The following is a 15,468-nucleotide window of genomic DNA, read 5'->3' as shown; positions in this document are numbered from 1 at the left end:
CGTGATCCACCCGGGGAAGTCCGCGGGTCTTCGCCGGGCGAGAGCTCGCGAACTTCGCGCGCGAGGTGGCCGGTGGGCGGTCAGCTCTGCGGGCGCAGCACCGACTCCGGAACCGCGAAGCCGCGGATGCGCTGCGGGTGGTCGCCGACCGGGATCCGGGCGGCCTCCTTCTTCCCGTCGAAGTCGATGATCGAGACGTCGTCGCTGCCGCTGTTGGACAGCATGCAGTACTGGCCGTCCGGCGTGGCCGCGGCCCAGTAGGGCTTGTCGCCGGTGGGGATGATCGCGTCGGTGGTCAGCGACGGCACCGAGACGATCGCCGCGTAGTCCGAGACCGTGCCCGCGTCGCAGAGCTTGGTGTGGTCGGCGTTGGCGTCCAGGCCGTGGTGCGCCGAGTCCAGCGGGTACTCGTCGCGGCGCAGCTGCTCGGCGTCCTCGGACAGCGGCAGGTGCACGGTGCGGGTGATGCGCTTCTCGGCCAGGTCGTACTCGATGAAGCCGTGGTGGAAGGACAGCTGCGCGTACATCGTGCTCCCGTCCGGGGTCACCAGGAACGGCCGGATGCCCGCGTCGAAGTCGATGACGTCGCGCACCTCGTCGGTCTCGGTGTCCACGATGGTCAGCTGGCGCTTGCCCTTGAGCGGGTCCAGCGCCGGGGCGTCCGGGGCGATCACCCGGCCGATCGTGGCGTTGTAGAGGGTCTTGCCGTCCTCGGAGTAGCGGTTCTCGTGCGGGAAGTCGCCGGTCGGGAACTCGCCGGTCACCGAACCGTCCTCGGTGTCGAGCAGCTGGACCACGTTCGCGGTCGTGGCCGAGACGGCCAGCTCGGAGCCGTCCGGGGACAACGCCATGTGGTCCGAGCGGAATCCGGCGACCTCGGTGCGCCACAGCTGCTCGCCGGAGTCCAGGTCGAAGGCCGCGACGTCACCGAGACTGGGCCGCGAGACGTACAGCGTGCGCCCGTCCGGCGAGACCCAGACGTCGTCGACGAGCTGGTCGTTCCCCTCACCAGCGGTTTCGCGGATGACCAGCATCGCGGCGCGCTCGTCGGGAGTCATCTCGCGCTTGCGCTGCTCGAGATCGGGCACCACATCGATCCGCTGGTACTTGTCGAAGTTCTCGGCGTCGACCAGATCGACGGTGCCGTCCCAGTTGTTCCCGACGAACATCACGTCGCGGTGCTGCTCGGCCGCGGCGGAGCCGGGCAGCACCGCCAGCGCGACCAGCGCCGCGGCGGACATCGCGCACGCTCGTGTTAAACCTGTTCGCATCCGAAATTGCCCTTCCTCCGCAAGTGGAACAACTCCACCAACGAACCCGAGATCGTTTCGGATGTGCCCGGCCGACCGGCCATCCGGTATTGCACCCGAAAAGCCGACGACCGGGCGTTCGTTCAGCCGATCTTCGCTGCTGCGTGCAGCGCGATGCCGGAGTTGGCGGGCACGGTGGCGCTGAACCAGCCGTTGCCGCCGACCTCCACGGTCCGACCGGTGCAGCCGCCGCCGGAGACCTCCCCGGTCATCACATCGCAGTAGGTTCCCGCGGGAAGCGAGGTCTGGTAGCTGCGATCCATCTCGGTGCCCTCGCGGTTGATCACCACGTAGCCCCTGTCCTCGCGGCCGAACGCGATCCGGCCGCCGCCGTCGTCCCACCAGTCGGTGAGTCCGGTACCCGCGACTGCGTTGTGGAAGCCGACCATGCCTGCGATGACCGGACGCCGGTGCTCGCACACCCAGGCCGCGTCCGGGCAGCTCGCGGGCTTGGTGGTGCCGTCGGCCTCGGTTGGCGGCCCGGCATCGGAGTCGTCGAAGGCGAAGCTGGAGATCAGCTTCGGCGTCCCGTAGGGGTAGGCGAGCTCGAAGGCCACGCCCAGGTCGTAGACGGCACCGTCCTCGTAGGTCAGCGTCGGCTCGCTGCGCTGGGTGTCGTGGTTGTCGATGAACACCACGGCCTGGTCACCGGGCAACGACATCGAATCCGGCAGGCTGCGCAGATCGGCCGGCGAGCCGTTCGCGAACGCCTCGGAAACCCGCCCGTGGTAGGCGAACTCGGTGACGTCGCCGTTGCCGGTGTACTCCCCCGCCGTCGTGGTGGAGTCGGCGATGACCTCCTGGAACACGTACGGCTTCTCGCCGGTGCCGGGAACGGTGTTCAGCGCGCCGAAGATCGCACCGATGTCCTCCGGCGGCATGTGCTTCGAGCCGTCCACCCGGAAACCGGACACGCCCAGGCCGACCAGCTCGTTGAGGTAGTCGATCTGGGTGCTGCGGACGTAATCGCTCTCGGTCTTGAGATCGGAGAGCCCCACCAGCTCGCAGTTGCGGACCTCCCACTTGTCCTCGTAGTTGGAGATGTCCCGCCTGCAGTCGTGGAAGTCCTGGTCGGCGTAGGTGCCGGGATAGTCGTACTTCTGGTGCTCGGTTCCGCCGCTGCCGGTTCCGCTGCCCGCCGACATGTGGTTGACCACGGCGTCGACGTAGATCTGCACACCGGCGTCGTTGCAGGTCCGGACCATGGCGGCGAACTGCTCGCGATCACCGCGGCGGCTCTGCAGCTGGTAGCTGACCGGCTGGTAGTCCTGATACCAGGAGTACCCGGTGTCGGGCAGCACCACGTGCTCCTGCGGCGGCGAGACCTGCACCGCCCCGTAGCCCTTCGGGCCGAGGAAGTCGGTGCACTCCCGAGCGACGGAGTCCCAGGGCCACTGGAACATCTGGACGATCGGCCCATCCACCGGTGCGGACGCCGGTGCGGGCGCGGGCGGCTCGGCCGCGCGCTGCTGCCCGAAGGCGGCGGGAACCACCGCGGTGCCGACCACGGCGGCTGCCAGCGCGAGCACGGATAATCGCATAGCGCTCTCCTCTGAGGTCGAAGCGAACGCCTACGATCACATTTTCTTGCGCGAGTTAAGTCAATACGACTTTAGAAGCAGGGATTTACCAGCAAAAACGGTTCGCAAAAATTTGCAAAATCAATCCGGAAGCACGGCGACGAGTTCGTCGGCCGCGGCGACGCCGTAGGCATTGGTCAGCCGCTTGTGGCACCGCTGCAGGTTGAGCGTCCACTCCTGAGTGCCGGTGACCTCCAGGACGTGCACCGCGATCAGCGAGCCCAGCTGCGCCGAGCGCTCCAGCGACAACCCGCTCTCCACCCCGGCCAGGAACCCGGCGCGGAACCCGTCCCCCACCCCGGTCGGGTCGGCCTTGCCGAGCTCGGGAACCGCGGCGACGCGCACCCGCTCGCCGTCGCGCCCCACGACCTCCGCACCATCGGCGCCGAGGGTCGTCACGCGGGTGCCCACCCGCCGCATGACGTCGTCCTCGGTCCAGCCGGTCTTCTGCAGCAGCAGACCCCACTCGTAGTGGTTGGTGAACAGGTAGTCGGCCCCCTCGACCACCCGGCGCACCTGCTCGCCGTCGAGCCGGGCGAGCTGCTGCGAGGGATCGCTGGCCCACTGGAAGCCGAGCTGACGGCACTCGTCGGCGTGCCGCAGCATCGCCTTCGGGTCGTTCGGGCTGATCAGCACCAGCTCCGCCGAGCGGGCCGCGACGATCGGCGCCAGCTCGATGTTGCGCGCCTCGGACATCGCGCCCGCGTAGAACGAGGCGATCTGGTTGAAGTCCTGGTCGGTGGTGCACACGAACCGCGCGGTGTGCGCGTACTCGGAGAGGTGCACGCCGCCGCAGTCCACGCCGTTGCGCTCCAGCCAGGACCGGTAATCGGCGAAGTCCTCGCCCGCCGCGCCCACCAGCACCGGGTCGCGGCCGAGCATCCCGAGCGCGAAGGCGATGTTGGCGGCCGCACCGCCGCGCCGCACGACCAGGTCGTCGACGAGGAAGCTCAGCGAGACCCGCTTCAGGTCGTCCGCGACCAGCTGGTCGGCGAAGCGCCCCGGGAAGTGCATCAGGTGGTCGGTGGCGATGCTGCCGGTTACTGCGACGGACACGGAACGCCTCCAGATCATTACCAGCCGTGATTCCTCGAGGTGAGCCTAACGCCGCGCGCCGCTTTCAGCCGTGCGCCAGCGAAGGCGGGCCGACGGGCGCGCGCGCCTTGCGGAGATAATCGGGGCATGCGCGATGTGGAGATCTCCGACGAGATGATCAGGCTCGGCCAGCTGCTCAAGCTGTCCGGACTGGTCGAGGACGGCACCGAGGCCAAGGAAGTGCTGGAGGAGGGCCTGGTGACGGTCAACGGCGCCGTCGAGACCCGCCGCGGCAAGCAGCTCACCGACGGCGACCAGGTCGCCATCGAGGACGAGGAGGTCCGGGTGGTCAGCAGCTGAACGACCGCGCCGAGAACACGGGATCACTCGACCGTGGAAACGGCCCGGTTCCTAGCATCGGCGGTATGACCTCGGACTCGGAGTCACCCCGCAACCGGCGGATGAAGGGCCTGGGCGCAGGCGAGGTCGGCGAGGCCGCGCGCATCGCCTTCAACCTGGAGCGCTCCTCGCGCCAGGTCCGCGAGCAACGCGACCGGCAGGATCCGCGACAGGGCGATTCGAGCACGACGCCCGAGGAGTAATCACCGGACAGCGAACGGCCGGCGCTTCGCCGGGATCACCCCATGGTGGAAACTGCCCAGTTCATACCATCAATGATATGAACTGGGGCACCGTAGAGCTGGAACCGGGAAGTTCGTGAGTGGCTGGTGGGCCTCGCTGTAGCTCACTTCGCGACAGTTACTCGGTGAGCCGCACACGAAGCAACTTCGGGGCAAGCTGCGGGAGCTCAGGTTCCACCTTGACGGCGACGCAGCGCGGATCACCTACTGGATCGCCTCCGGACGGCGGATCGTGCTGCTGACCGCCTCCCGCAAAACCAGGGCACGAGAGTGCAGAGAAGTAGAGCGGGCATGGCGTGCCCTCCAACGATGCCTCGCCGAAGGCCACACGGTGGATGAACACGATGATGACGAGGGGGTCAGGCCGTGGTGACGTCGGACTGGGAGTCGCTTCGCAGCCGTCGGATGAACGAACCGGGGGCCTCTGAGGCTTACGAAGCCGCCCGAATCGCCTTTGAACTGGGCCGCTCCACGCGCGAGCTCCGCGAAGAACGCGAATGGACGCAGGCGCAACTCGCCGAAGCAGCCGGAATGAGCCAACCGGCCGTGGCCCGCCTCGAAGCCAGTGGCACCGTGCCCACCATTCCCGTGCTGGAGCGGTTGGCGCACGCGCTGGGAGTGGAGCTCGTCGTGGAGTTCGCCTCCGGCAAATCCGCCGCGGGCGCCTGAACGGCGAAGAGGCCGGTGCCCAGGTGGGCACCGGCCTCTTGCCGAATCAGAGAGCGACTGTCAGTGGAACGAGTCGCCGCAGGCGCAGGAGCCGCCCGCGTTGGGGTTGTCGATGGTGAAGCCCTGCTTCTCGATCGAATCGACGAAGTCGATGACGGCGCCCTGCACGTACGGGGCGCTCATCCGGTCGACGACCACACCGAGGCCGCCGAAGTCGCGTCGCGCGTCACCATCGAGGGAGCGCTCGTCGAAGAAAAGCTGGTAGCGCAGGCCCGCGCAACCACCGGGCTGGACGGCGATGCGCAGGTGCATGTCATCGCGACCCTCCTGCTCGAGCAGGGCCTTGGCCTTCTCGGCGGCAGAGTCGGTCAACTCGACACCGTGGGCGGGCGCCTCGGTCTCGGTCGTGGTGTTCGGGGCGGTCATGGACACTCCCTCGGTCTCGCTCATCCGAATCCGGCGTGAGGTGCAACCACACCCGGACGCGGGCTATTCCCACGGGGCGAACCCGGGGACGCATTGATGTCTCCTCCGTACATGGTGGCACAGACAGCCCCGGAACTGGTGTGAGCTGTCCGGCGATATCCGTTCTGGGCGGTCTCCTGCAACTGCCGCAGCGGCGTCGAATAGCCTGGAGGGGTGAGGTTCCTTCGCCGCAACACTGAGCAGAACGCCACGGACGACGCCGACGACCAGACTGCGCAGTCCGCGGCGGAGCAGGAGCAGAGTCACACCCCGAAGAAGGGGCGACCCACTCCCAAGCGGCGGGAGGCCGAGGGCAAGCGCCGCGGACCGGTCCCGCCGCCACCGATGACCCAGCGCGAGGCCATCAAGCGCTCCCGGGGCAACAAGGAGGAGCGCCGCAAGGCCACGGCCGAACGCCGCGAGCGCATGATGCAGGGCGACGACCGCTACCTGATGCCGCGCGACAAGGGCCCGGTGCGCGCCCTGGTGCGCGACCTGGTCGACACCCGCCGCAACCTGATGGGCCTGTTCATGCCGCTGGTGCTGATCGTGTTCGTCAGCACCCTGGCGCAGAACATCGTGATCCAGCAGTACGCGACCCTGTTCTGCATGGTGCTGCTGGTGCTGATGATCGTCGAGGGCCTGATCCTGGGGCGCTACGTGAACCGGCACGTCCGGGCGAAGTACCCCGACCACAAGGACCGCCCGATGGCCCTGGGCTGGTACGCGTTCACCCGAGCCATGCAGATCCGCAAGCTCCGCGTCCCGCGCCCGCGCTACAGCCCCAAGGACATCGCCAAGCTCGGCTGAGACTCCCGCCGAGAGGTCCCCGCGAGACCAGCTCGCGGGGACCTCTCGCTCAGCAGGGCGCCGACCCGAGGCTCAACCGCCGAGCTCACCACGCCGAACGGCTCCCAAGAACCGCGACCACGCCTCCCGGCGAACCTCCAGCACTCCCCGGTCCGCGCGCCCGGCCTCCTTCGTGTCCCGCACCCCGGCCAAGCTCCCGTCCGCGGTGAACCCGACCTCGACGCAGTTGCCATTGTTGCCCCCGGACCGCGTGGCTTTGCGCCACTCCCCATAGGTACGACTCGGCTTCGGCATCGCGTGTCCCCTCACTCTCGCTTCAGCAGGCTCGGACCGCCTCGAGCAGCATCGCGCGCGTTCCCTCCGGACCCGCCGAACGCTGTTCAAGATCGGCCACGTTGACCGTATAGCGCTCGATGTCTCCAGGGTCCTCCTGGTAGATGGCACCGCGGTCGTGCTCGACGTAGACGAACGCGGGACTCTCCTCGTCCGGGAATCGCATCATCACGAACGACCCCAGCATGGCCGCGTGCTGCCCGGCAGCGAAGGGAAGAACGCGCAACTCGACGTGCGGGAGCCGGGAAGCCTCCACCAGACACTCCAGCTGGTGACGCCACTCCTCGGGCCTTCCCACCGGCCGACGGATCACAGCCTCGTTCAGAAAGAAGCGCAGTTTCGGCGGATGCTCCCCATCGATCCGCTCCTGCCTCTCCCGCCTCAGCGCAACTGACTTATCAAGATCCTCGTCAGCAGCAGCGGGTCGCGCGGCCCGCGCGATCGCTCGGACGTACGCGGGAGTCTGCAACAACCCCGGAACGAGCTCCGCCTGGTACTCCCAAATGACCTCAGCATCGGCCTCCAGGCCGACGAACTGCCGGAACCAGTCGGGAACCGTGTCCCGGTACGCCGTCCACCAGCCGCGCTGATTCGCCTCGTTGGCAAGTCGCAGGAGGTAATCGACCTTCGCAGCGTCGAGGTCGTACAGCTGCCCCAGCGCCCGCAATGTGGGCGGCTTGACGGTCTGGCGCGCCTTCTCGATCTTGCTGACGTTGGATTCGGTCATCCCGAGCCAACCCGCAGCATCCTTGATCGTCTTTCCGGATTGCCTGCGGAGTTCGCTCAGCGTCGCGCCGAGCTGACGCCGACGAACATTCGGTCCGGGTTGCTTCGTCACGGGCTGCCTTTCCAGCGGTGATCACGAACTCGCAAGAGTCTGACACGCCACACAGGGTGTTGATCACCCGATGTGATCATCTCATTTACGAGAAGTTGTGTTTGCGACATGTCGCATGCGACCTTCTGTTTGCGACGTCAACACCGCACCAATCCTCCCCCGCGCGGAACGGCACCGTGCGGGGACTCGTCCGGCACACCCCTCCAACAGTCGGACGAGCCATGCCGTCGGCCGGGCAGCGTGATCTTCGGGCGCCCCGCGCCCGGCCGACGGCCTCCACGCCTGAGCCCCGGAGGTCATTGGCATGAACACGCAGGTAATCCTGGCACGAGCACGACGCGCAGGAGCGACGACCGGGCGCCCCTCTGCGGACGGACCGCCGGAGGTCCACGCCTACCGCGTCGGCGAGGAAGGCTCACCGCTCTGGGAATCGGCCTGCGGAATCCGGCTGGCCGAGCGCGATGCCGAGATCGTCGGAAGGTTCACCGGCACGCCGTGCACGGCGTGCTTCCTGACCGCGATCATGGCCGGCGACACGACGCCGATCACCCGCGCCGAGCTCGATCCCCCTCCCCGCGTTGAGCTCGCCAACGGCGCGACCTTCCCCGTCCGCTACGTCGCCTCCTGGCGAGAACGCGTGATCCACCTGCCCGACACCAACCCGCCCAGCACCGAACTCGACGGCGAACCCGTCGTCATGGCCCGATGCGGCAACCTCGGCTGGCCCACCACCAGTCCAGCGGGATGGCACCTGTGCGAGGAGTGCGATCAGCTGCCGAACGAGCGGGACACCCGGCCCGCGATCTCCGGTCCACCCATCCCGTTCCCGGTCGAGGTCACTCCACTCGCGACCGGAGCGGGCGAAGACGTCGACCCATTGCCGGAGCCTGAGCAACACGAGTGACGAATCCCAATCCGGAACATGCTGCTCTCAGTCATGGACGGCCTTCGGCCACTGCCGGGGCCGTTACGGGCGGCCTTTGGCGGCGCTGTCAGGGCGATCGCCGGTGCTGCTCGTCGGATCGGGCTCCAAATTGCCGCGGACGAGACGTGGAACTCTACGACCGTTGGTGGGAAGGGAAGCCGTGCACCAGTTCCCCTAGCCCCGTCCCTGACCGGCCGCCGCCATCGGAGGCACCACCGTTGCGGCCACAACGCCGAGCGACCGCGTGGTCCCGGCTATCGCTTCTGCCAGTACTGCGGTTGCAGGTTGAGCCGCAGGAAGTCCCGCGCCATCTGATTGGTCTCCGCACGACGGACGTAGACCGAGTGCAGGATTCCGTTGTAGACGAGATCCCACAGCTCGCGGTTCAGCTGGAGATCACCGAGCTGGACCGAGAGCTTGTTCCCGCGCGCGTCTTCCAGCTCGAGATATCGAACCGCACCTCCCGTGGTCGCGTTGACCTCGGTCAGCTCGTACGTCTTGATGAAGGACTTCTTGCCGAGGCAAGGCCAGTCAGCTCCGGCGGAAAGCCTCGTGCCGCGGTTGTACAGCCAGACGAACAGCAGGAACGGGGCCATGATCACCCACAGGAACCAGTGCGCAGTCCAACCGAATCCACCGTCGCGGACCGTGAGAAAAACGACGAAGATGGCCAGCAGGATCGCGACGAAGTTAGACCCCGCGACCGGTCGTCGCGCAGAACCACTCCAGCATCGGCCCCTCGCCCTCCGGTGGCTTCGGGACCTTGATCGCACCGTTCTTGCGCTTTTCTTCGGGCCTCTGCCACTCGGGTTCCAGCGGTGCGTGCGGCGGACGAGGCTCACCGGTCCGTGCATCCGGCTTCGGAGGCAGGTCGGTCTCACGCATCGTCTACCTCGCCCCAGAACAGATCACTTGCCCAGTCCCCAACCGCATCAGCCGCGTGTCCGACAGCCCGGTAGCCCCTGCGACACCGAGCTATTCATCACGTCGAGCGTTGCGAGTCCCGCGCTCATGTTCAGGATGGCGGCGAAGATCGCGCTCAACATCGCGGGACCCGTGGAAACAGGACGCGCCCGCCCGGATCATCCGGACGGGCGCCTTCACATCGGGCTCGCGGGGACGCGGGCCGGTGCGCGGCGGCGTCAGTCGTCCACGTCCTCCTCGACCGAGACGATCTCGCCGTTGTCCGCGTCGATCTCGATCTCGTACTCGGTGCTGTCCTCGCGGAGTTCGAGTTCCCAGTCCATGCCGTAGCAGCGGTCCAGGTCGACCTGGGTCACGCTCGCGCCCGGGACCTCCTGCAGCGCGATTCGCTTGGCCCGTTCGGCGTCCACCGAGGGGTCCGCGGTCGAGCAGTGCTCCGGCCACGGATTTCCCGCGTGAGCCCAGCGCGGTTCCGGGCCCGTGTAGATCTCGTCCGGTGCGGGGCCGGTGTAGTGGTCGCCGGGACCGGTCTGGGGCCGGTCATCATCGGTGCCCTTCGTCGGCGCATCGGACTGCTCGACCGACACCGGGCGGGTGCTCGCGGCGCCGCTTCCGGTCTGGCCATCCTCGGCGGTGCAGGCGACCGCCGTGCTTCCGAGGATCAGCAGGCCGCCCGCGACCGCGATCGCACCGAATGGCTTCTCGTTCCCCGTCATGTCGTGCCTTTCCGTCGGTTCGACGATGTCGCATCGCCGTCGCCGACGTTGGCAGCGGCACGGCTAATCGGGCGCTAGTCGAATGCTAAAAGCACGATAAGAATCGTCATCGCAGCTCACAGATCCGCGACCCCGAGCTCGACGACCACGCGAGCCCCACCGGCCGGTGATCGTTCCAGCCGCACCGCGCCACCCGAGTCAACGGCGACGCGGCGCACGATGTCCAGCCCGAGACCGCTGGATCCGCTGCCGCTGGCACCGCGTTGCAGCGGGCCCGCGTCCTCCGCGGGAAAACCCGCGCCCTCGTCGTCGACGACCACGACCGCCGTCTCGTCGTCGCGGGACAACGACACGGCGAACCCGGCCCCGTCCTCGGTGTGGCCGAAGACGTTGCCGAGCAGGGCGTCCACGCACGCGGCCAGATCGGCCTCCGCGACCGCGACCGGCAACGGGCCCTCGGCCAGGTCGATCCGCACCTCCCGCTCGGTGTCCTCGGCGAGGACCGACCAGAACTCGACCCGCTCCGCCACGACCGCCGCCGCGTCGCAGTGCTCGGCCACCTCGCCGGTGGAGGCGCCGCTGCGCCGCTGCGCTTCGTCGATGATCCCGGTGACCGTGCGCTGCAGGACGTGCACGTGCCCGGTGATGCGCTCCGACTCGGCCGGATCGGACAACGCCTCGGCATCCAGTCGCAGCGACATCAGCGGTGTGCGCAGCCGGTGCGACAGGTCGGCGGCGCGCTCCCGCTCCTCGGCCAGCAACTCGCGGATTCGACCGGCCAGGCGGTTCAGCGCCGTGCCGACATCGCGCATCTCAGGCGGCTCCTCCGCCCGTGCCCTGGCGTCGAGTTCCCCAGCCGCCAGCCGGTGGGACACCCCGGCGAGTTCGCGCGTCGAGCGCACCAGACCGCGCGCCATCCGGTCGGCGACGAGCGCGCTCAGCCCCATCAGCACCACGCCCAGTGCCGCCAGCAGCAACCACGCGCGGTGCACCCCGCGCATCAGCTCCTGCTCGCTGACGGAGGTGCGGATCACGGCCTGGTCACCGGCCGCGTCGCCCACCGAGACCGCGACCTCCACACCGCGCTCGGTGTCCACGGTGAGACTGCGTCCCCGTTCGGCCAGCCTGACGGTCGGCGTCCGCTCGGCATCCGCACCGATCTGCGTGCCGTCGGAGCGGAAGACGGTGATCGGGAACCGCCCGCTCGCGTTGGCCTGCTGCACGCTGAGCTCCAGCGCGTGCTCGTCCGCGGTGGCCACCACCGAGGTGAGGGCCTGCGCCTGCACGGTCGCCTCGTTGACCGCGCGGTCGAACGCCACCGCGCGCGCGAGCACGGCCAGCGGGACGAGGAAGGCGACGGCCACGAGCGCGGTCGTCGCCACCACCAGCAGAGCGATTCGACGGCGCATCAAGCGCTCCCCCGCGCCCCTGGGCCGTCCAGTCGAACGCCGACGCCGCGCACGGTGTGCAGGTAGCGCGGGTCCTTCGCGGTTTCGCCGAGCTTGCGGCGCAACCACGAGAGGTGCACGTCCACGGTCTTGTCCGCACCGCCGTAGGGCAGTTGCCACACCTCGGCGAGCAGCTCCTGCTTGCTCACCACCTGCCCAGGACGGCTGGCCAGGTAGTGCAGCACGTCGAACTCGCGCCGGTTCAGGTCCAGCTCCTCGCCGTCGAGCACCGCCGTCCGCGAAGCGGGCTCGAGGCGCAAGCCGCCCACGACCACGGCCTCGGGCGCCGCGTGCGCACCGCCGCGGCGCAGCACCGCGCGGATGCGCGCGTCCAGCTGCCCCGCGCCGAACGGTTTGACGACGTAGTCGTCGGCACCGGCGTCGAGCACCTGGACGATCTCGTTCTCCGCGCCCAGGGCGGTGGCGACCACGATCGGCACCCGGCTGACCGCGCGAACCATCCGCAGCACTTCCCGCCCGTCCAAGTCCGGCAGGCCGATATCGAGCACCAGCACGTCCGGGCGCAGGCTCACCACGCGGTTGAGGCCGTCCATGCCCGTCGCCGCGGGCGTGACGGCGTGCCCGAGCTCCTGCAGCGCCTCGCTCAACGATGCGCGGATGCTCACATCATCTTCGATCAACAACACGTGCGCCACGCACCGCACCGTAGCCCGCGCGGGCCGGGAAGGTTGACATAGTGGAGGCCATGGCCCGTTCCACGCGCACCGCCCTGGCAGTGCTCGGTTGGCTGGCCGCCTCGGGCATCGCGGTCGCGCTGGGCCTCGTCGCGGTGTCGGCGCTGGGACGCGGCATCCTCGACCCGGGGCCTCCGATCACCAAGCCGAGCGATGTGGCCGCGGAGCTGTCCCGTCCGGCACCCGCCCGGACCGAGACCGCTCCGGAGGCCTCGCCAGGCGCTGAGCCGCTGGCGCGCCACGTCGAGCGGACCCCGGGAGGCACCGCGGTGACCGGATGCGACGCCAGCGGACGCACGATGCTGGTGTCCTGGAGCCCCGCTCAGGGCTTCCGAGCGGACGACATCAACGACGGTCCGGACGACGAGGCCGAGATGACCTTCACGTCCGCCGACACCGACGTGGACATCTCCGTCGAGTGCAGCGGCGGCCGGCCCCGCACCACCGTCGAAGTGGACGGCTGAGCACGGCGGCCGATCGGCCCGGGACCGACTCGGATCACAACGAGGCCCGCGCAGGACACCCGTGCCGGTACGGTCACGGGTCGGATCGATCGGGAGGTCTTGTGCGAACGCTGGTGCTGGGTGGGGCTCGGTCCGGGAAGTCGGCGCACGCCGAGGGGTTGGTTCCCGACTCCGCCGAGGTGATCTACGTGGCCACCGCGCGGCGGGTGGACGGGGACGCCGAGTGGGACGCGCGGATCGCCCAGCACGTGGCTCGCCGTCCCGCCGCCTGGCGGACCGTGGAGGCTCCCGACGCCGAGGCGCTGCGGCGAGTGCTGGCCGAGGCGCCGGAAGGGGCGCAGCTGCTGGTCGACGACCTGGCAACCTGGTTGACGGGCGTGCTCGACGACGCCGGGGCGTGGGAGCGCGATCCGGCCGCGATGGAGATCGTCGCGCGGGAGTGCTCCGAGCTGGTCGAGGCCGCCGCCGGGTGCGCGGCGCGGTTGGTGCTGGTGTCGGCGGAGGTCGGCCTCGGCGTCGTGCCCGCCACCCGGTCTGGAAGGCTGTTCCGCGACGAGCTCGGCTCGCTCAACGCCCGGTTGGCGGACGTGTGCGACGAGGTTCTGCTGCTGGTGGCCGGTTGCCCGCTCCGCCTGCGATGAGCCGGGCTGCGCTGCACGAACACGGAGGTTTTCCCTTGTCGACCGAACACAACGACCTCGAGTTCCCGGCCGTTCCGGGACCCGATGAGCAGGCTGGGCGCGAAGCCGTGGCGCGGCAGGCGCAGCTGACCAAGCCCGCGGGCTCGCTCGGGCGGCTGGAGGAGCTCGGCGTGTGGGTCGCCGCGCGGCAGGGCGCGTGCCCGCCGCGGCCGTTCGCGCGGCCCCGGGTGATCGTCTTCGCCGGTGATCACGGCGTCGCGCAGGAAGGCGTCTCGGCGTATCCGCCGGAGGTCACCGCGCAGATGGTCGGCAACTTCCTGTCGGGCGGTGCCGCGGTGAACGTGCTGGCCCGCCAGTCCGGGGCGACCGTGCGGGTGGTCGACATGGCCGTGTCGGCCGACACGGCACCGGTGGTCAGCGCCCACAAGGTCAACAACGGTTCCGGGGCGATCGACCGCGAGGACGCGCTGACCGACGAGCAGGTGCGCGCCGCCATCCGGGCCGGGCGCGCCATCGCCGACGAGGAGGTGGACTCGGGCGCCGATCTGCTCGTCGCGGGTGACATGGGCATCGGCAACACCACTCCGGCGGCGGTGCTGATCTCACTGCTGACCGGTACCGAGCCGGTCGCCGTGGTCGGGCGGGGTACCGGGATCGACGACCAGGCCTGGATGCGCAAGACCGCCGCGATCCGCGACGCGTTGCGCCGGGCGCGCAAGGTGCAGCACGACCCGGTGGAACTGCTGCGAACCTCGACCGGGGCGGACATCGCGGCGCTGGCCGGGTTCCTCGCCCAGGCCGCGGTGCGGCGCACGCCGGTGCTGCTGGACGGCGTGGTGATCGGAGCGGCGGCGCTGGTGGCCGAGGAGCTCGCGCCCGGAGCGCGGCAGTGGTGGCTGGCCGCGCACCGCTCGGCCGAGCCGGGCGGTCAGCTGGTGTTGCGGCACCTGGACCTCGAACCGGTGCTGGACCTCGAGCTTCGTCTCGGCGAGGCCTCCGGTGCGCTGACGGCGCTGCCGGTGGTGACCTCGGCGATCAAGGTGCTCGCGGAGATGGCCACCTTCGCCGAGGCCGGTGTCGGCGGTCCCTCGGAGGCCGAGGCGACCGGCCCGAAGTCGTGATGGACGGGCTGCGGCTGGCCGTGTCCTGGCTGAGCGTGCTGCCGGTTCCCGCGGGCGAGGTCAACGACCGCTCGAGCAAGCAGGCGATCGCGCTCGCGCCGCTGGTCGGCGCGCTGCTGGGGGCGGCGGGCGCGCTGCTGCTGTGGGGGCTGTCGTTCACCGGCGCTCCCCCGCTGCTGGCGGGCCTGCTGGTGGTGGCGCTGCTGGCGCTGCTGACTCGCGGGATGCACGTCGACGGCCTGGCCGACACCGTCGACGGGCTCGGCTGCTACGGCGGCCCGGAGCGGGCGCTGCAGGTGATGCGCGATGGCGGCACCGGGCCGTTCGCGGTGGTGGCGCTGATCATCGCCGTGGGTGCGCAGGCGGTGAGCATCGGTGCGCTGGTGCAGCAGCCGTGGGTGCTGGTGCTGGCCTGCGCGGTCGGGCGCGCAGGTTTCGTGTTGTGCTGCCGCGCCGGAGTCCCCGCCGCCCGGCCCGAAGGCCTGGGCGCGCTGGTGGCGGGCACTCAGCCGAGCTGGCTGGTGGCCGCCTGGTGGCTGGTCCTGATGCTGGCGGCCTTCTCGCTGGCCGGCCCGCAGGCCTTCCTCGGCGTGCTGCTCGCGGCTGCCCTGCTGAACCTGTTCACCCGGCACGTGACGCACCGCTTCGGCGGCATCAACGGCGACGTCCTCGGCGCCGCCTCGGAAATCGGTACCACCCTCGTCCTCATCGCGGCGGCCCTCGGGCTCAGCTGACAGTTTTGCCTAAAACCGTCAGGCTGCGGCGCCCGAAATGTCCGGACAGTTTTAGGCAAAACTGTCGCGCGCATGAAAAGGCGGCCCACCTGGTGGGTGGGCCGCCTTCGGGTTCGCCG

At 69.6% G+C, this 15,468-nt stretch carries 21 protein-coding genes; 10 read left to right on the top strand and 11 right to left on the bottom strand.

Annotated elements, in window-relative coordinates; all coding sequences use genetic code 11:
* Positions 1 to 80: 80 nt before the first annotated feature.
* The 3 genes from ABD289_RS07735 to ABD289_RS07725 all read right to left on the bottom strand — a co-directional run bounded on the left by ABD289_RS07735 (position 81) and on the right by ABD289_RS07725 (position 3,964).
* Entirely contained in the window at positions 81 to 1,241 is a 1,161-nt protein-coding gene (locus ABD289_RS07735) for a YncE family protein (RefSeq protein ID WP_425564607.1), read from the bottom strand.
* A gap of 152 nt (positions 1,242 to 1,393) precedes the next feature.
* Complete coding sequence (locus tag ABD289_RS07730; protein ID WP_344128208.1) at positions 1,394 to 2,851, bottom strand: alpha-amylase; 1,458 nt, start codon at positions 2,849 to 2,851, stop codon at positions 1,394 to 1,396.
* 120 nt (positions 2,852 to 2,971) lie between these two features.
* On the bottom strand, positions 2,972 to 3,964 hold the full coding sequence (locus ABD289_RS07725) for a carbohydrate kinase family protein (RefSeq protein ID WP_425564606.1): 993 nt from the start codon (positions 3,962 to 3,964) through the stop codon (positions 2,972 to 2,974).
* Positions 3,965 to 4,072: 108 nt separating this feature from the next.
* On the opposite strand from ABD289_RS07725, the gene ABD289_RS07720 reads away from it, so the two are divergent.
* The 4 genes from ABD289_RS07720 (at position 4,073) to ABD289_RS07705 (ending at position 5,235) form a co-directional block, all read left to right on the top strand.
* A complete protein-coding gene (locus tag ABD289_RS07720; protein WP_344128206.1) occupies positions 4,073 to 4,285 on the top strand; it encodes an RNA-binding S4 domain-containing protein in 213 nt (70 codons plus the stop codon).
* 65 nt (positions 4,286 to 4,350) lie between these two features.
* The gene (locus ABD289_RS07715) at positions 4,351 to 4,527 is read left to right on the top strand and encodes a hypothetical protein (protein ID WP_344128204.1); all 177 of its coding nucleotides are present in this window, start codon (positions 4,351 to 4,353) and stop codon (positions 4,525 to 4,527) included.
* Between the two features lie 196 nt (positions 4,528 to 4,723).
* Positions 4,724 to 4,939, top strand: a complete 216-nt coding sequence (locus tag ABD289_RS07710) for a type II toxin-antitoxin system RelE/ParE family toxin (RefSeq protein WP_344129154.1) — start codon at positions 4,724 to 4,726, stop codon at positions 4,937 to 4,939.
* Positions 4,933 to 5,235, top strand: a complete 303-nt coding sequence (locus ABD289_RS07705; protein WP_344128202.1) for a helix-turn-helix transcriptional regulator — start codon at positions 4,933 to 4,935, stop codon at positions 5,233 to 5,235. The genes ABD289_RS07710 and ABD289_RS07705 overlap by 7 nt, the downstream gene beginning before the upstream one ends.
* Before the next feature lie 60 nt (positions 5,236 to 5,295).
* Here the strand turns inward: ABD289_RS07705 and ABD289_RS07700 are convergent, their stop codons facing one another.
* Positions 5,296 to 5,661, bottom strand: coding sequence for a HesB/IscA family protein (locus tag ABD289_RS07700; RefSeq protein WP_344128200.1), 366 nt, complete (start codon positions 5,659 to 5,661; stop codon positions 5,296 to 5,298).
* A gap of 213 nt (positions 5,662 to 5,874) precedes the next feature.
* On the opposite strand from ABD289_RS07700, the gene ABD289_RS07695 reads away from it, so the two are divergent.
* Positions 5,875 to 6,510 carry a DUF3043 domain-containing protein gene (locus ABD289_RS07695; protein WP_344128198.1) on the top strand — a complete coding sequence of 212 codons (636 nt, stop codon included), beginning with the start codon at positions 5,875 to 5,877 and terminating at the stop codon, positions 6,508 to 6,510.
* 72 nt (positions 6,511 to 6,582) lie between these two features.
* On the opposite strand, the gene ABD289_RS07690 is transcribed toward ABD289_RS07695, so the two are convergent.
* Complete coding sequence (locus tag ABD289_RS07690) at positions 6,583 to 6,804, bottom strand: DUF397 domain-containing protein (RefSeq protein WP_344128196.1); 222 nt, start codon at positions 6,802 to 6,804, stop codon at positions 6,583 to 6,585.
* A 22-nt stretch (positions 6,805 to 6,826) separates the two neighbouring features.
* Positions 6,827 to 7,681 (bottom strand): helix-turn-helix domain-containing protein, encoded by an 855-nt coding sequence (locus tag ABD289_RS07685; protein WP_344128194.1) that lies wholly within the window; start codon positions 7,679 to 7,681, stop codon positions 6,827 to 6,829.
* Between the two features lie 304 nt (positions 7,682 to 7,985).
* On the opposite strand from ABD289_RS07685, the gene ABD289_RS07680 reads away from it, so the two are divergent.
* Positions 7,986 to 8,585, top strand: a complete 600-nt coding sequence (locus ABD289_RS07680) for a hypothetical protein (protein WP_344128191.1) — start codon at positions 7,986 to 7,988, stop codon at positions 8,583 to 8,585.
* 275 nt (positions 8,586 to 8,860) lie between these two features.
* Here the strand turns inward: ABD289_RS07680 and ABD289_RS07675 are convergent, their stop codons facing one another.
* From ABD289_RS07675 to ABD289_RS07655, 5 genes are all read right to left on the bottom strand, one after another.
* A complete protein-coding gene (locus ABD289_RS07675; protein ID WP_344128189.1) occupies positions 8,861 to 9,208 on the bottom strand; it encodes a hypothetical protein in 348 nt (115 codons plus the stop codon).
* 88 nt (positions 9,209 to 9,296) lie between these two features.
* On the bottom strand, positions 9,297 to 9,491 hold the full coding sequence (locus ABD289_RS07670) for a hypothetical protein (protein ID WP_344128187.1): 195 nt from the start codon (positions 9,489 to 9,491) through the stop codon (positions 9,297 to 9,299).
* Between the two features lie 257 nt (positions 9,492 to 9,748).
* Positions 9,749 to 10,246 (bottom strand): PepSY domain-containing protein, encoded by a 498-nt coding sequence (locus ABD289_RS07665; RefSeq protein WP_344128185.1) that lies wholly within the window; start codon positions 10,244 to 10,246, stop codon positions 9,749 to 9,751.
* Between the two features lie 116 nt (positions 10,247 to 10,362).
* Entirely contained in the window at positions 10,363 to 11,655 is a 1,293-nt protein-coding gene (locus tag ABD289_RS07660) for a sensor histidine kinase (protein WP_344128183.1), read from the bottom strand.
* Complete coding sequence (locus tag ABD289_RS07655; RefSeq protein WP_344128181.1) at positions 11,655 to 12,350, bottom strand: response regulator transcription factor; 696 nt, start codon at positions 12,348 to 12,350, stop codon at positions 11,655 to 11,657. Before ABD289_RS07655 ends, ABD289_RS07660 begins: the two co-directional genes overlap by 1 nt.
* A gap of 50 nt (positions 12,351 to 12,400) precedes the next feature.
* Here ABD289_RS07655 and ABD289_RS07650 point away from each other — a divergent pair, with 50 nt between their 5' ends.
* The 4 genes from ABD289_RS07650 (at position 12,401) to ABD289_RS07635 (ending at position 15,349) form a co-directional block, all read left to right on the top strand.
* Positions 12,401 to 12,853: a hypothetical protein gene (locus tag ABD289_RS07650; RefSeq protein WP_344128178.1), complete on the top strand. Its 453-nt coding sequence runs from the start codon at positions 12,401 to 12,403 to the stop codon at positions 12,851 to 12,853.
* A 101-nt stretch (positions 12,854 to 12,954) separates the two neighbouring features.
* A complete protein-coding gene (cobU, locus tag ABD289_RS07645; RefSeq protein ID WP_344128176.1) occupies positions 12,955 to 13,494 on the top strand; it encodes a bifunctional adenosylcobinamide kinase/adenosylcobinamide-phosphate guanylyltransferase in 540 nt (179 codons plus the stop codon).
* Between the two features lie 35 nt (positions 13,495 to 13,529).
* Positions 13,530 to 14,615, top strand: a complete 1,086-nt coding sequence (cobT, locus tag ABD289_RS07640; protein ID WP_344128174.1) for a nicotinate-nucleotide--dimethylbenzimidazole phosphoribosyltransferase — start codon at positions 13,530 to 13,532, stop codon at positions 14,613 to 14,615.
* Positions 14,615 to 15,349: an adenosylcobinamide-GDP ribazoletransferase gene (locus ABD289_RS07635; RefSeq protein WP_344128172.1), complete on the top strand. Its 735-nt coding sequence runs from the start codon at positions 14,615 to 14,617 to the stop codon at positions 15,347 to 15,349. Before cobT ends, ABD289_RS07635 begins: the two co-directional genes overlap by 1 nt.
* Positions 15,350 to 15,468: the final 119 nt, after the last annotated feature.

The sequence above is a fragment of the Saccharopolyspora halophila genome (assembly GCF_039531955.1).
GTDB classification, from domain to species: Bacteria; Actinomycetota; Actinomycetes; order Mycobacteriales; family Pseudonocardiaceae; genus Saccharopolyspora; species Saccharopolyspora halophila.
This window is presented reverse-complemented; position numbering and strand designations above follow the sequence as displayed.